General features: G+C 60.5%; 15 protein-coding genes. 9 read left to right on the top strand and 6 right to left on the bottom strand.

The genetic code is table 11. The features are described 5' to 3' along the window. Positions 1 to 3: 3 nt before the first annotated feature. The 4 genes from J3P94_RS22910 to J3P94_RS22895 all read left to right on the top strand — a co-directional run bounded on the left by J3P94_RS22910 (position 4) and on the right by J3P94_RS22895 (position 2358). Positions 4 to 630 (top strand): cytochrome o ubiquinol oxidase subunit III, encoded by a 627-nt coding sequence (locus J3P94_RS22910; RefSeq protein ID WP_053125033.1) that lies wholly within the window; start codon positions 4 to 6, stop codon positions 628 to 630. Then, positions 631 to 966, top strand: a complete 336-nt coding sequence (gene cyoD / locus J3P94_RS22905; protein WP_249876093.1) for a cytochrome o ubiquinol oxidase subunit IV — start codon at positions 631 to 633, stop codon at positions 964 to 966. Between the two features lie 11 nt (positions 967 to 977). Then, a complete protein-coding gene (cyoE, locus tag J3P94_RS22900; RefSeq protein ID WP_039591595.1) occupies positions 978 to 1865 on the top strand; it encodes a heme o synthase in 888 nt (295 codons plus the stop codon). Positions 1866 to 2184: 319 nt separating this feature from the next. Continuing rightward, positions 2185 to 2358, top strand: a complete 174-nt coding sequence (locus J3P94_RS22895; protein WP_434574337.1) for a hypothetical protein — start codon at positions 2185 to 2187, stop codon at positions 2356 to 2358. A gap of 184 nt (positions 2359 to 2542) precedes the next feature. Here the strand turns inward: J3P94_RS22895 and J3P94_RS22890 are convergent, their stop codons facing one another. The 4 genes from J3P94_RS22890 to J3P94_RS22875 all read right to left on the bottom strand — a co-directional run bounded on the left by J3P94_RS22890 (position 2543) and on the right by J3P94_RS22875 (position 6220). Next, positions 2543 to 3247 (bottom strand): hypothetical protein, encoded by a 705-nt coding sequence (locus J3P94_RS22890; protein ID WP_434569749.1) that lies wholly within the window; start codon positions 3245 to 3247, stop codon positions 2543 to 2545. Between the two features lie 121 nt (positions 3248 to 3368). After that, entirely contained in the window at positions 3369 to 4112 is a 744-nt protein-coding gene (locus J3P94_RS22885; protein ID WP_434569748.1) for a DUF72 domain-containing protein, read from the bottom strand. A 76-nt stretch (positions 4113 to 4188) separates the two neighbouring features. Continuing rightward, positions 4189 to 5202: a sensor domain-containing diguanylate cyclase gene (locus tag J3P94_RS22880; RefSeq protein WP_434574282.1), complete on the bottom strand. Its 1014-nt coding sequence runs from the start codon at positions 5200 to 5202 to the stop codon at positions 4189 to 4191. A gap of 115 nt (positions 5203 to 5317) precedes the next feature. Next, positions 5318 to 6220, bottom strand: a complete 903-nt coding sequence (locus tag J3P94_RS22875) for a LysR family transcriptional regulator (RefSeq protein ID WP_434569747.1) — start codon at positions 6218 to 6220, stop codon at positions 5318 to 5320. A gap of 98 nt (positions 6221 to 6318) precedes the next feature. On the opposite strand from J3P94_RS22875, the gene J3P94_RS22870 reads away from it, so the two are divergent. Further along, on the top strand, positions 6319 to 7494 hold the full coding sequence (locus tag J3P94_RS22870) for an aspartate aminotransferase family protein (RefSeq protein ID WP_434569746.1): 1176 nt from the start codon (positions 6319 to 6321) through the stop codon (positions 7492 to 7494). A gap of 153 nt (positions 7495 to 7647) precedes the next feature. After that, the gene (locus J3P94_RS22865; protein WP_018604257.1) at positions 7648 to 8382 is read left to right on the top strand and encodes an OmpA family lipoprotein; all 735 of its coding nucleotides are present in this window, start codon (positions 7648 to 7650) and stop codon (positions 8380 to 8382) included. A gap of 291 nt (positions 8383 to 8673) precedes the next feature. Here J3P94_RS22865 and J3P94_RS22860 read toward each other — a convergent pair whose 3' ends face one another. Beyond that, the gene (locus J3P94_RS22860; protein ID WP_305496666.1) at positions 8674 to 9111 is read right to left on the bottom strand and encodes a YhcB family protein; all 438 of its coding nucleotides are present in this window, start codon (positions 9109 to 9111) and stop codon (positions 8674 to 8676) included. A gap of 148 nt (positions 9112 to 9259) precedes the next feature. On the opposite strand from J3P94_RS22860, the gene J3P94_RS22855 reads away from it, so the two are divergent. From J3P94_RS22855 to zapE, 3 genes are all read left to right on the top strand, one after another. Further along, on the top strand, positions 9260 to 9889 hold the full coding sequence (locus J3P94_RS22855; RefSeq protein ID WP_305501353.1) for an alpha/beta hydrolase: 630 nt from the start codon (positions 9260 to 9262) through the stop codon (positions 9887 to 9889). Positions 9890 to 9913: 24 nt separating this feature from the next. Beyond that, a complete protein-coding gene (locus J3P94_RS22850) occupies positions 9914 to 11269 on the top strand; it encodes a tryptophan--tRNA ligase (RefSeq protein ID WP_434569745.1) in 1356 nt (451 codons plus the stop codon). A gap of 100 nt (positions 11270 to 11369) precedes the next feature. Continuing rightward, positions 11370 to 12464 (top strand): cell division protein ZapE, encoded by a 1095-nt coding sequence (gene zapE / locus J3P94_RS22845; RefSeq protein ID WP_305496664.1) that lies wholly within the window; start codon positions 11370 to 11372, stop codon positions 12462 to 12464. A gap of 181 nt (positions 12465 to 12645) precedes the next feature. On the opposite strand, the gene J3P94_RS22840 is transcribed toward zapE, so the two are convergent. Beyond that, positions 12646 to 13542, bottom strand: a complete 897-nt coding sequence (locus tag J3P94_RS22840; RefSeq protein ID WP_305501352.1) for a GlxA family transcriptional regulator — start codon at positions 13540 to 13542, stop codon at positions 12646 to 12648. Positions 13543 to 13671: the final 129 nt, after the last annotated feature.

The following is a 13671-nucleotide window of genomic DNA, read 5'->3' as shown; positions in this document are numbered from 1 at the left end:
ACCATGTCGAACTTAGTGACCAATGTTGGACACGCCCATGGTCATGACCATGGGCACGATGACCATCACCACGACTCGGGCGAGATGACCGTATTCGGTTTCTGGCTCTACCTGATGACCGACTGCATTCTGTTTGCGTCGATCTTCGCGGTATATGCGGTGCTGGTTAACAACGTCGCCGGTGGCCCGTCGGGCCACGACATCTTCGAACTGCCTTATGTACTGGGCGAAACGGCGCTGCTGCTGTTCAGTTCGATCACCTACGGCTTCGCCATGCTGGCGTTGTTCAAGGGTAAGAAAACCCAGGTACTGGGCTGGTTGGCAATGACCTTCCTGCTGGGCGCCGGCTTTATCGCCATGGAGATCAACGAGTTCCACATCCTGATCGCCGAAGGCTACGGCCCTAGCCGCAGCGGCTTCCTGTCCGGGTTCTTCACCCTGGTCGGCACCCACGGTCTGCACGTGACCAGCGGTCTGATCTGGATGGCGATCATGATGTACCAGGTCCAGAAAAACGGCCTGACCGCCACCAACAAGACGCGCCTGAGCTGCCTGAGCCTGTTCTGGCACTTCCTGGACGTGGTGTGGATCTGCGTATTCACCGTTGTTTATCTGATGGGGACCCTGTAAATGGCTAACGCACATTCCCATGATGGCCATGACGCCGGCCACGGCAGCGTCAAGTCCTACGCCATCGGTTTCATCCTGTCGGTGATCCTGACCGTCATTCCGTTCGGCCTGGTGATGTATCCAACGCTGCCGAAGAGCCTGACGCTCTGGATCATTCTGATCTTCGCCGTGGTCCAAGTATTGGTCCACCTGGTGTACTTCCTGCACCTGGACCGCTCGGCCGCCCAGCGTAACAACGTCATTGCGTTTGTCTTCGCTGCGCTGGTGATCGTACTGCTGGTCGGCTTGTCGTTGTGGATCATGTTCAGCATCCACTCCAACATGATGGCGCACTGAGGAAAGTCCGGATGTCACTGAAGCACTTTATCCAAATCACCAAGCCGGGGATCATTTTCGGTAACGTGCTTTCTGTGGCGGGCGGGTTTTTCCTGGCCTCGAAAGGGCATGTCGATCTGGCCATCTTCCTGGCAGCGATGATCGGCACTTCCCTGGTGGTGGCGTCCGGTTGCGTGTTCAACAACTGCATCGACCGCGACATCGACATCAAGATGGAACGCACCAAGAATCGGGCGCTGGTCCAAGGCCTGATTCCGGTGCAACTGGCCCTGGCATTCGCCACGGTGCTGGGCGTGGCCGGCGTGGCGCTGTTGTACTGGGTGGCCAATCCGTTGGCGGCGTTGTTCGCGGTGATCGGTTTTGTCATCTACGTCGGTCTCTACAGCCTGTACCTCAAGCGCAAGTCGGTCCACGGCACGCTGGTGGGCAGCCTGTCGGGGGCGATGCCGCCGGTGATCGGTTATGTCGCGGTCAGCAACAGCTTCGACATGGCTGCGCTGACGCTGCTGGTGATGTTCAGCCTGTGGCAGATGCCGCATTCCTATGCCATCGCGATCTTCCGCTTCAACGACTACCTGGCAGCCTCGATCCCGGTGTTGCCGGTCAAGCGTGGTATCCAGGTGGCCAAGAAGCACATCCTGCTCTACATCCTGGCCTTCCTCGTGGCGACCTTGATGCTGACGTTCAGCGGTTACGCCGGCATGAGCTACCTCGCCGTCGCCGCCGCCATGGGCATGTACTGGCTGTACATGGCCTGGACCGGTTACAAGGCGGTGGATGACACGGTCTGGGCACGCAAGCTGTTCGTGTTCTCGATCTTCACCATCACCGCGCTGAGCGTCATGATGTCCCTGGACTTCAAAGTGCCAAGTGAGCTGCTGCTGACGTACGCGCCTTAAGCTTCAGACGCTGCACAAAAAGCCCCGCCTTCGAGAGAAGCGCGGGGCTTTTTCATAGGCGGAACTTCGGACCCTGTGGGAGCGAGCTTGCTCGCGATAGCGGTGGGTCAGCTTGCCTGGATGCTGAATGTGCCGACGTCATCGCGAGCAAGCTCGCTCCCACAAGGATTGCGGAGTGCTCGTTAATGCTCTATGAATGCTGGTCAATTTGATAATAGCGATTTATGACGAGCAAGGACGAGTTGGAAAACCTGACCTCCGAGCAAGAGAAGACGCTCAAGCGAGCCATGGAAGCAGAGTTGAAAGTACGAGGTACCTTATGAAAAAACGCGATCTGTTTGCCGAGATGATGCAAGGCGTCGAAGAGATGGCCGCTCACCGCGAGGGCAAGATTACCCTTCGCCAGATAAAACGCCCAGGCGGCTTTGTTGATCAAGCTGGTCGAGAAGTTTCCGGACATGGTCGAACGGCTTGGCGCTGTTTGAAAAGCTGATAGCCATGAAAAAGCCCCGCCTTCGAGAGAAATGCGGGGCTTTTTCATAGGTAATATTCAGGGCCTTGTTGACCTTCCTGTGGGAGCGAGCCTGCTCGCGAAGCGGTGGGTCAGTTGAGCTGAGGCTGACTGACACGGCGCATTCGCGAGCAGGCTCGCTCCCACAAGGGCCCGGATTCGGGGGTTATTGCTGGGCGATGCTGTAGCCGTCGAAGGCTTTTTGCTGCTGCAAGGCGGTGATAATGCTTTTGCGGGTGACCGGCTGTTCGGTGCCGTCGTTGTCCAGGAAGGTTTCGCTTTCCAGCTCGGCTTCGTCGCCTTCGCCGATGAAGTTGAAGCCGAGGAATTCGAAGGCCTCGCGGTCGACGTTCGGCTTGGAGCGTGGTGTGCGCAAGGGCAGGGTGACGCTGATGCCGTCCTTGCTGATGACAAACACCTCGGCTTCCTTCTTGGCGCGCGCGGCCTTGCCCTTGCCGCCGCTCGGGTTGCTCATGGCCTGATGGGTCTGGTTCAGCACCTTCAGGGCCAGGCCGTAGACCAGTTCCTGGAAGGCCGGGTCATCCTTGTAGCTGGAAAGGATACGGCTGATCGGGAAGCGGCTGCTGAGGTCTTCCAGCGCGGCGAAATCGGCGGCTTCGGCGTCCTTGAGCTGCTTGAGCTGGCCCATCAGTGCGTAGGCCTTGTCGTCGTCGAACGCATCGTGAGCCTGGCGAATGGCGGTGCGCAGTTCGCGGATCTGGTCGCTTTCGCGGTTCGACTGGAAGGCATCGAGGACCATTTCGCTGATGCTTTTGGCCTGGGGCAGATGCTGTGAAAGATTGATGGAGTTTTCGTATTCCGCTTTGGACGACAGGGAGACTACAGATTCAGCGGTATTGGAATCGGACATTGAAATTTCACTACTTCTGTTAGCGGGATATGGCGAGAAAACGCACGGGGCTTTTTTCGGTCGCCTAATCTATTGGACCCGGGCGGTGTTGTCACGGTCGGACCGGCCACCGGTGACTATTTCAATCGCCCAGCAGCTCCAGCAATCGCAACGCATCGGGCGTCGCGGCGCCGCTGGCGGTGTTGTCGAAGATGCACCAGGTCGGCGTGTCCGGGGCGGCCTTCAGTAGGACTGTCAGTCGCTGCAGCCAGGCGTCTTCGTAGGCGGAGTAATAAATGCGCGGCGAGCCATGCAGCCGGTAATAACGCACGCCCGCCCAGCCCGCCGGTTGATCGCCGCCCGGCACAGGCGACGGGTCGGCGGCGACGCGGGCGATGCGCTCTTTCTCAAGCAATGCCATGGCCTGTGGCGCGAGCCAGCTCGGGTGCCGGGGTTCGAGTACCGCGTGGCCTTGATAACGGTCACGCAAGGCTTTGAAAAAGTCCTCGGCCTGGGCGTTATCGAAGGCCAGCGACGGCGGCAACTGGATCAACAGGCAACCAAGTTTCTCCCTCAATTGCGAGCATTGCCCGAGGAACTCATCCACCAGCCCCTCGCAATCATGCAAGCGCCGCTCATGGGTGATCTGCTTGGGCATCTTGACTGAGAAGCGAAAGCCCGTCGGCACACTGTCGGCCCATTTTGCATAGGTGGCGGGACGGTGCGGGCGGTAGAACGAACTGTTGATTTCCACCGCCGGGAAGCGGGCGCTGTAGCGCTGCAAATGGGTGCCTTCAAGGGGAAAAGCGGGCCATTGCTCCCTTGGCAGTGACCAGCCCGCGCAGCCCACCAGCACGGGCGAAGAGGAGAGGAGTCGAGTCGGCAATGGCGAGGACCTGATTGCGGGAGTTACAGCCTATGACCACCGTAGCGGCCTGAGAATCCAATCGGACATTGCCCGTTCAATCACAAATCACATTCTTGCCGGCCATCTTGGAGCGATACAGTGCCTGGTCAGCCCGATCCAGTAGCGCCGCTTGCGGTTCGTCTTCGCGGCGTTGCACCACGCCAAAACTCATGGTGATCTGGAAATCGCCCACCGGCAGCAGGTCGGACAAGCCGCGGCGAATGGTTTCGGCCAACAGGACTGCGTCGGCCTTGGATGTGTTGGGCAAGATCATGATGAATTCATCGCCGCCCCAGCGCACCAGCAGGTCGCCGTCGCGCTCGCAGCGCTTGACCGCCTGTACCACTTGCACCAGCGCTGCATCGCCGAAGGCATGGCCGTAGCGATCGTTGATGTCCTTGAAGTCGTCGACGTCCATGGCAATCAGCGACAACGGCTCGCGAAAGCGCTGCGCACGTTCGCAGGCCAATGGCAGCGCCTGCTCCAGGCGATAGCGGTTGGCGACCAGCGTAAGGGCGTCGGTTTCGGCGAGCCTGCGGTTTTCCTCGAGCTGGATTTGCAACTGTTCGTTGACCCGGGACAGTTCGTGGGTGCGTTCTTCGATGATGGCTTCGAGGGACTTGTTGCGCCGTTCAAGTTGTTCGAACAGACGCTTCTTGTCATCGATGCTGCGATGGGCACCGATCATGCGGGCGACGCTGCCATCGGGGTTGCGGGCGATCACGTAGCCGCGGTCTTCGATCCAGATATAGGAGCCGTCATAGGCGCGGCAGCGGTATTCGGCCTGGTACTTAGGGGCGCGTTGTTTGAGGTAATCGTCGAATAGCGCCATCACATGGGGATAATCTTCCGGGTGGATCACACTCTCCCAGGTCAGCACGGTATTGCTCAGGGAGTGAGGCGTGTAGCCGAGCATCGTGTACCAGCCGGGATTTCGATAGACGAAGCCGGTGTTGGCGTTCCAGTCCCAGATGCCATCGCTGACCAGTTCCATGATGGTGTGCAGCACGTTTTCGTCCAGATCGGACAAATCGAACCGCAGCAAATCGATCTTCGAGGCGTCGTCCATCATCGTTCCCTCAATCAGCCCTGATATCAAAATGCTTTCCAGGGATTAAGAGTAGCCGATGGGGCGGGGCGCCACTAGCGGGGGCAATCTTCCTCGCCACGGAGAATTTATTACTTCAGGGTTTGCTCCATTTTTGCAGCGCAAACTCGACGAAACTGCGCAGCTTCGGCAAACGATAGCGATCCTGGGCGTACATCAGGCTCATCGGCCGGTGGGGCAGTTGATAATTCTGCAACAGCGCCACCAAGTGTCCATCCTCCAGATCCTGCGCCACCAGCGCGTCCGGCAGCATCACCACGCCCATGCCGGCCAGGGCGGCGCGGTGCAGGCCCGACGAGCTGTTGATCAGCATCGGCCCGCGCACCGGCACTTTGATTTCCCCGTCCGGCCCGTTGATGGGCCAGTGCTCCTGGGCGAAACGCCATTCGTCTCCGGCGGAATAGGCAAACGACAGGCAGTCATGCTGTTGCAGGTCTTCGGGCTTTTGCGGCGTGCCGCGTCGTGCCAGGTAGGCCTTAGAGGCGCAGACGGTCAGGGTGTAGTCCATCAGGGGACGAACGATCAGCTTCGGGTCGGGACTGCCCAGGCGAATGGCGACGTCGAAGCCGTGGTCGAGCAGGTCCAGACGCTGGTTGGTCAAGACAACGTCGAGCTTGACCTGGGGATAACGCTGGCTGTACTCGGCCAGCGCCGGGGCGAGGCGCTCCGTGCCGAAGGTCAGCGGCGCGGTGATACGCAAGGTGCCGCTGGGGTCGCCTTGGGTCTGCTCGGCCAGGCGTTCGGAATCGGCAACCAGCCCGATCACTTCCAGGCAGCGTTGATAGTAGGCCGAGCCGAATTCAGTCAAGCGCTGACGACGCGTCGTACGGTTGATCAGGCGCACACCCAGGCGTTGCTCCAGCGCCCGGAGGTGATTGCCGACCATGGTCGTGGACATTTCGCACGCCTGGGCCGCTGCGGTCAGGCTGCCGGTTTCCACTACTTTCACGTAAACGGTCATTGCCTGGAACAGGTCCATTATCAAGCTCTGCTTTTAAATGAATGAAGTAAAGCGAGGTTTATCCAACGAGAGTGGTTAACCATACTGGAAAAAACCACCCGATGGAGCTAGATGTCATGACTGCCGCCTGCCTGATGAGCACTTACCAACCCTTGGCGCTGAACTTCACCCATGGCTTGGGTACGCGCCTGTGGGATCAGGATGGTCGCGAATACCTTGATGCGGTGGCGGGCGTAGCAGTGACCAACGTGGGTCATTCCCATCCGCGGTTGGTGGCAGCCATCAGTGAACAGGCCGGCCTGCTGCTGCACACGTCCAACCTGTACAGCATCGACTGGCAGCAGCGGTTGGCCCACAGACTCACCCAGCTCTCGGGGATGGAACGGGCGTTTTTCAACAACTCCGGCGCCGAGGCGAATGAAACCGCATTGAAGCTGGCCCGCCTGCATGGCTGGCACAAAGGCGTCGAACAGCCCTTGGTCGTGGTGATGGACAATGCTTTCCATGGGCGCACCCTGGGCACGATGTCCGCCAGCGACGGACCCTCGGTGCGGCTCGGCTTCAATCGGTTGCCGGGGGACTTCATCAAGGTGCCGTTCGGCGATCTCGGCGCATTGGAAAAAGTCCAGCAAGTCCACGGCGAGCGCATCGTTGCGATCCTGGTCGAGCCGATCCAGGGCGAAAGTGGCGTACAACTCGCGCCACCGGGTTACCTGAAGGCTTTGCGGGAGTTGTGCAGCCGGCGCGCCTGGTTATTGATGCTCGACGAGATCCAGACCGGCATCGGCCGCACCGGGCAGTGGTTCGCGTTCCAGCACGAGGGCATCGTCCCGGACGTGATGACCCTCGCCAAAGGCCTCGGCAACGGCGTGCCCATCGGTGCCTGCCTGGCGCGCGGCAAGGCCGCCGGACTGTTCACCCCCGGCAGCCACGGCAGCACGTTCGGCGGCAATCCTCTGGCCTGTCGGGTCGGCTGCACCGTGCTGGACATCATCGAGGAGCAAGGCCTGCTGGAGAACGCCAGACGTCAGGGCGAGCAATTGCTCAGCCGGTTGCGGGCTGAGTTGGCGGACAACCCGAACGTGCTTCAGATACGTGGCCAAGGCTTGATGATCGGCATAGAGCTCAAGCAACCGGTGCGCGACCTGACCCTCTGTGCCGCCCGGGATCATGGTTTGCTGATCAACGTCACCCGGGGCAAGACCATTCGCCTATTGCCGCCGCTGACGATCGACGGGCGGGAAGTCGAGATGATCGTCAGAGGGGTGAGCCGCTGCCTGGCGCAGGCGTGAGGCTACCTCGTCCGGGCCGATGACTTGTGGTGATCGGTCCGGGCGAAGCGCAGCGCGACGGGACGGAATTTTTGACGATTGTCGCGTTCCAACGCCAGCCAGAGTCGATTGCCTACACTTTGGCACTCAGACTGAAAAACCAGGAGCATCTTCATGTTCACCTCGCGTCGCTTGATCGTTGTCGCTACTGCCGTGGCCCTGTTGTCCGGCTGTGCGTCGCCCAACCCCTATGACAACCAGGGCCAGGCCTCTACCGAATCTTCGGGCATGAGCAAAACCGCCAAGTATGGCGGCCTCGGCGCCCTGGCCGGGGCATTGGCCGGTGCGGCCATCGGCCACGATAATCGGGGCAAGGGTGCGTTGATCGGCGCGGCGGTGGTGGGGGCCTCCGCGGCCGGCTACGGTTACTACGCGGACCAGCAGGAAAAGAAATTGCGCGCCAGCATGGCCAATACCGGCGTTGAGGTGCAGCGCCAGGGCGACCAGATCAAGCTGATCATGCCGGGCAACATCACCTTCGCCACCGATTCGGCGAACATCGCATCGAGCTTCTACCAGCCGCTGAACAACCTGGCCAACTCCCTCAAGGAATTCAACCAGAACCAGATCGAGATTGTCGGCTACACCGACAGCACCGGCAGCCGCCAGCACAACATGGACCTGTCCCAGCGCCGTGCCCAGAGCGTGGCGACCTACCTGACGTCCCAGGGCGTGAGCGGTGCCAACCTCTCGGCCCGTGGCGCCGGCCCGGACAACCCGGTGGCAAGCAACGCCGACGTCAACGGCCGTGCGCAAAACCGTCGCGTCGAGGTCAACCTCAAGGCTATTCCTGGCCAGCAGTACCAGGCGCCGCAGCAGCAGGGGCAGACTTACCAGCAATACCCATGACCGCTGGACGGTGATGAAAACGGGGGCCATGGAAACATGGCCCTTTTTTTACGGCTGTCGCCTGGGCCTTCGTGGCGAGGGAGCTTGCTCCCGCTGGGCTGCGAAGCGGCCCCAAAACCAGGCAGCTCGGTGTGCCAGGAAAATCGAGTTCGCTGCTATAAGGGCCGCTTCGCGACCCAGCGGGAGCAAGCTCCCTCGCCACAGGTGATCAAAATTGAATAGGAGAAATTGGTAGCAATAAAAAGCCCGCCCGATCATGCGATCGGGCGGGCTTTTTGGTGTTGCTGGAAATTACTTCTTCAAACCGTAATGCTCATCCAGCATCCCCGGGGAGTTCGGGGCCTTGGGGGCGTAGTCCCGTGGCGGTTCCTGGATCCCTTTGGGCGGGGTCAGGCGCTCCCGTGGCGTCTGCGCCGTGTCGGCTTGCAGGGCGGCCAGCAGGCGCTGGCGCGTCTGCTCGTCCAGGGCCAGGCGGTTGGCGCCCTCGGACAGATGATCCTGGACTTCCTGGTAGCTCTGGGTGAGCTTTTTCACCAGGGAAGCGGTGCTGTTGAAGTGGGTTACCACTTCATTCTGGTAACTGTCGAAACGTTCCTGGATGTCGTCGAGCTGACGTTGGGTGCTGTTGGGCACCGCGTTAGGCAGCAGTCGGGCAATCAGGAAACCAATGGCGACACCGGCAACCAGGGCAAGAGTCGGCAACAGCCAAACTAAGAGCGAGTGTTCCACGAGTCCTTCCTCTATAAACGGCTTTGCTTTACGTTAACGGCTCGGACCTGCGCTGTATACCGCGAAGAACATCGCAATCATGCCAGGCACAGACTTTTAGCTAGACGAGTCGACCCTATTCGGGGTCACGGAGTTCTTTCCCTTGCTTATGCGCGAAACCCCTGTAGTCATCGATGGCCCGGTCGGCCAACTGGAAGCCTTGTACCTGGACAGCGAAGCGCCCCGTGGCCTGGCGCTGATCTGCCACCCCAACCCGGTACAGGGCGGGACCATGCTCAACAAAGTGGTCTCGACCCTGCAGCGTACCGCCCGCGACGCTGGCCTGGTTACGTTGCGTTTCAATTATCGCGGCGTCGGCGCCAGTGCCGGTAGCCATGACATGGGCACCGGCGAAGTGGACGATGCCCAGGCCGCGGCCGCCTGGTTGCTGGAAAAATACCCGCAACTGCCCCTGACCCTGTTTGGTTTTTCCTTCGGCGGCTTCGTCGCCGCCACCCTTGGCGGACGCCTGGAAGCCCAAGGCCAGGCGCTCAAGCACCTGTTCATGGTTGCTCCGGCGGTGATGCGCCTGGATGCGCAAGCGCCCCTGCCGACCAGCGGCGAATTGACCGTGATCCAGCCGGAAACGGACGAAGTGGTCGATCCCCAACTTGTCTACACATGGTCCGACGCGCTCCAGCGCCCCCATGAGCTGCTGAAAGTGGCAGAATGCGGACACTTTTTTCATGGCAAGCTGACTGATCTCAAGGATCTGCTCCTGCCGCGCCTCTCGAATTGACAGCAGTCTGACAAGCGATAACCCATGACGACTCGTACCCGTATCCTGACCGGCATCACCACCACCGGCACCCCGCACCTGGGCAACTATGCCGGCGCCATCCGTCCGGCGATCCTCGCCAGCCGCGAAAGCAATGCCGATTCGTTCTATTTCCTGGCCGATTACCACGCCCTGATCAAATGTGATGACCCGCTGCGCATCCAGCGCTCGCGCCTGGAAATCGCCGCGACCTGGCTGGCCGGTGGCCTGGATGTGGACCGCGTGACGTTCTATCGCCAGTCCGATATCCCCGAAATCCCGGAACTGACCTGGCTGCTGACGTGCGTCGCCGCCAAGGGCCTGCTCAACCGCGCCCACGCCTACAAGGCGTCGGTGGACAAAAACGTCGAGACCGGCGAAGACCCGGATGCCGGCGTGACCATGGGCCTCTACAGCTACCCGATCCTCATGGCGGCCGACATCCTGATGTTCAACGCCCACAAGGTGCCGGTCGGTCGCGACCAGATCCAGCACGTGGAAATGGCGCGGGACATCGGTCAGCGCTTCAACCACCTGTTCGGCAAGGGCAGGGAGTTCTTCACCATGCCCGAGGCGCTGATCGAGGAAAGCGTCGCCACGCTGCCGGGCCTCGATGGTCGCAAGATGTCCAAGAGCTACGACAACACCATTCCGTTGTTCAGCAGCGCCAAGGACATGAAGGACGCGATCTCGCGGATCGTCACCGACTCGCGCGCGCCGGGCGAAGCCAAGGACCCGGACAACTCGCACCTGTTCACGCTGTTCCAGGCCTTCGCCACTGCCGAGCAGTCCGCCGCGTTCCGTAGCGAACTGTTGCAAGGCCTGGGTTGGGGCGAGGCGAAGAATCGTCTGTTCCAACTGCTCGACGACCAATTGGGTGAGGCGCGCGAGCGGTACCACCAGTTGATCGAACGCCCGGCGGACCTTGAAGACATCCTGCAACTGGGCGCGAAAAAAGCCCGGGCCGTAGCAACGCCGTTCCTCAATGAACTGCGCGAGGCAGTTGGCCTGCGGTCCTTCGTCAGCCAGGTGCAAGTGGCAACGCAGACCAAAAAGAAAGCGGCCAAGGCTGCGCGCTTCGTCAGCTTCCGCGACGATGACGGCAGTTTCCGCTTCCGCCTGCTTTCTGCCGATGGCGAGCAGTTGTTGCTTTCGAACAACTTCGCCGACGGCAAGACCGCTGGCCAGGTGACCAAGCAATTGCAATCCGGCCAGCCCTTGGACGTGCGCAGCGATGAACTGAATTTCAGCGTCTGGCTCGACGGCGAATGCGTGGCCCACAGCCCGGTCTTTGCCGACAGTAGCGCCCGAGACGCGGCCATCGATGCGTTGCGCGTGGCACTGACGCCTGCCCAGGATTGATTGAAGGCGTTCCCGACCATCGGCCCGAATAAGGGCCGATTGCCATTCCTCTGGGCCATCGCTACAGTGACGGCCCGTTTTTGTTGCCTTGCTAACGAATATGACGCCCCTAGAACGATATCAAGCTGATCTGAAACGCCCGGAATTCTTCCACGACGCAGCCCAGGAAACGGCCGTGCGGCATTTGCAGCGCCTGTACGACGACTTGGTTGCCGCGTCGAACAACAAGCCGGGCTTGTTGGGCAAACTGTTCGGCAAAAAAGACCAGACACCGGTCAAGGGCCTGTACTTCTGGGGTGGCGTCGGCCGTGGCAAGACTTACCTGGTGGACACCTTCTTCGAAGCGTTGCCCTTCAAGGAAAAGACCCGGACGCACTTTCACCGCTTCATGAAGCGTGTGCACGAGGAAATGAAGACCCTGGGTGGCGAAAAGAACCCGCTGACCCTCATCGCCAAGCGCTTCGCCGCCGAGACGCGGGTGATCTGCTTCGATGAGTTTTTCGTTTCAGACATCACCGACGCCATGATCCTTGGCACGCTGATGGAAGAACTGTTCAAGAACGGCGTGACCCTGGTCGCCACCTCGAACATCGTCCCCGACGGCCTGTACAAGGACGGTCTGCAACGGGCGCGCTTCCTGCCGGCGATCAAGCTGATCAAGGAGCACACCGAAATCGTCAACGTCGACAGCGGCGTGGACTATCGCCTGCGTCACCTCGAACAAGCGGAGCTGTTCCATTTCCCGCTGGATGCCGCCGCTGAAGAAAGCCTGCGCAAGAGCTTCCGCGCCTTGACGCCGGAATGCACCCAGGCAGTGGAAAACGATGTGCTGATCATCGAAAACCGGGAAATCCGTGCGATCCGCACCTGCGACGACGTGGCCTGGTTCGACTTCCGTGAACTGTGCGATGGCCCCCGCAGCCAGAACGACTACATCGAGCTGGGCAAGATCTTCCACGCCGTGCTGCTCAGCGGCGTCGAGCAGATGAGCGTCACCACCGATGACATCGCCCGCCGTTTCATCAACATGGTCGACGAATTCTACGACCGCAACGTGAAGCTGATCATCTCGGCTGAAGTCGAGCTCAAGGACCTCTATACCGGCGGTCGCCTGAACTTCGAATTCCAGCGGACCCTCAGTCGCCTGCTGGAGATGCAATCCCACGAATTCCTGTCGCGGGCGCATAAGCCGTAGGGCGTTCGGAGCACAAAAGAAGGCCTGCGATTGCAGGCCTTTTTATTTGCTGATTCCCCACCGGACCCTGTGGGAGCGAGCTTGCTCGCGATAGCGTCCTGCCAGCCAATATCCATGCTGCTGAACCACCGCCATCGCGAGCAAGCTCGCTCCCACACTGGATTTTTGCCATGTACTTGGCTCACGCCGCCTGCTGGAATTGCTGCCGGTACTGGTTCGGTGACAGGTCGGTGTGCTGCCGGAACAGTCGTGCGAAAAAGCTCGCGTCGTCGTAGCCGACTTCATAGCTGATCGTCTTGATGCTCTTGCGGCTGCCGGACAGCAGGCCCTTGGCGGTTTCTATCCGCAGGCGTTGCAGGTAGTGCAAGGGCTTGTCGCCGGTGGCGGTCTGGAAGCGGCGCATGAAATTGCGGATGCTCATGCCGTGCTCCCGGGCGACGTCCTCGAAGCGGAACTTGTCGGCGAAATGCTCCTCCAGCCATTGCTGGATCTGCAGGATGATCACGTCCTGATGCAGTTTCTGCCCGCCAAAGCCGATGCGTCCCGGCGAATAGTTGCGTTGCACTTCATACAGAATGTCCCGCGCCACGGCTTGGGCGACGTTGGCGCCGCAGAAGCGTTCGATCAAGTAGATGTAAAGGTCGCAGGCCGAGGTGGTGCCACCGGCGCAGAACAGATTGTCGGCGTCGGTCAGGTGCTTGTCCTGGTTCAGGTGCACCTGAGGGAAACGCTCCTTGAAGGCATTGAAGAAGCGCCAGTAGGTGGTGGCTTCCTTGCCATCGAGCAGCCCGGCCTCGGCCAGCCAGAATACTCCGGTGGCTTCGCCGCAGAGCACCGCGCCGCGAGCGTGTTGTTCGCGCAGCCAGGGCAGGACCTGGGGATAACGTTGGCAGAGCGTGGCAAAGTCATCCCAGAATGCCGGCAGGATGATCACATCGGTATTTTCGAGGCCACCGTCCACCGGCATGAGCACATCGCTGAAGCTGTTGACTGGCTTGCCGTCAGGGCTGACCAGCCGGGTTTCGAACGCTGGGGTCAGGCCGTGGCCAAGCTGTTTGCCGTAGCGCAGGCTGGCCAGGTGGAAAAAATCCTTGGCTTGCATGAGGGTGGAAGCGAAAACCCGGTCGACTGCCAGGATGCTGACGCGCCGCAAGGGCGTGGAGGCGTGCATGGACATAACTCATCTTTATTTTTATAGGGGAAAGTG

Origin of the sequence: Pseudomonas sp. Z3-8 (assembly GCF_051131975.1) — a bacterium.
Classification (GTDB): domain Bacteria; phylum Pseudomonadota; class Gammaproteobacteria; order Pseudomonadales; family Pseudomonadaceae; genus Aquipseudomonas.
This window is presented reverse-complemented; position numbering and strand designations above follow the sequence as displayed.

Excerpts from the sequence above, each read along its gene's own strand:
- zapE (WP_305496664.1), top strand. The coding sequence starts at position 11,370 with ATGACGCCCCTAGAACGATATCAAGCTGATCTGAAACGCCCGGAATTC.
- cyoD (WP_249876093.1), top strand. The coding sequence starts at position 631 with ATGGCTAACGCACATTCCCATGATGGCCATGACGCCGGCCACGGCAGC.
- J3P94_RS22890 (WP_434569749.1), bottom strand. The coding sequence starts at position 3,247 with ATGTCCGATTCCAATACCGCTGAATCTGTAGTCTCCCTGTCGTCCAAA.
- J3P94_RS22875 (WP_434569747.1), bottom strand. The coding sequence starts at position 6,220 with ATGGACCTGTTCCAGGCAATGACCGTTTACGTGAAAGTAGTGGAAACC.
- J3P94_RS22865 (WP_018604257.1), top strand. The coding sequence starts at position 7,648 with ATGTTCACCTCGCGTCGCTTGATCGTTGTCGCTACTGCCGTGGCCCTG.
- J3P94_RS22910 (WP_053125033.1), top strand. The coding sequence starts at position 4 with ATGTCGAACTTAGTGACCAATGTTGGACACGCCCATGGTCATGACCAT.
- J3P94_RS22855 (WP_305501353.1), top strand. The coding sequence starts at position 9,260 with ATGCGCGAAACCCCTGTAGTCATCGATGGCCCGGTCGGCCAACTGGAA.
- J3P94_RS22895 (WP_434574337.1), top strand. The coding sequence starts at position 2,185 with ATGAAAAAACGCGATCTGTTTGCCGAGATGATGCAAGGCGTCGAAGAG.
- J3P94_RS22850 (WP_434569745.1), top strand. The coding sequence starts at position 9,914 with ATGACGACTCGTACCCGTATCCTGACCGGCATCACCACCACCGGCACC.
- J3P94_RS22880 (WP_434574282.1), bottom strand. The coding sequence starts at position 5,202 with ATGGACGACGCCTCGAAGATCGATTTGCTGCGGTTCGATTTGTCCGAT.
- J3P94_RS22870 (WP_434569746.1), top strand. The coding sequence starts at position 6,319 with ATGACTGCCGCCTGCCTGATGAGCACTTACCAACCCTTGGCGCTGAAC.
- cyoE (WP_039591595.1), top strand. The coding sequence starts at position 978 with ATGTCACTGAAGCACTTTATCCAAATCACCAAGCCGGGGATCATTTTC.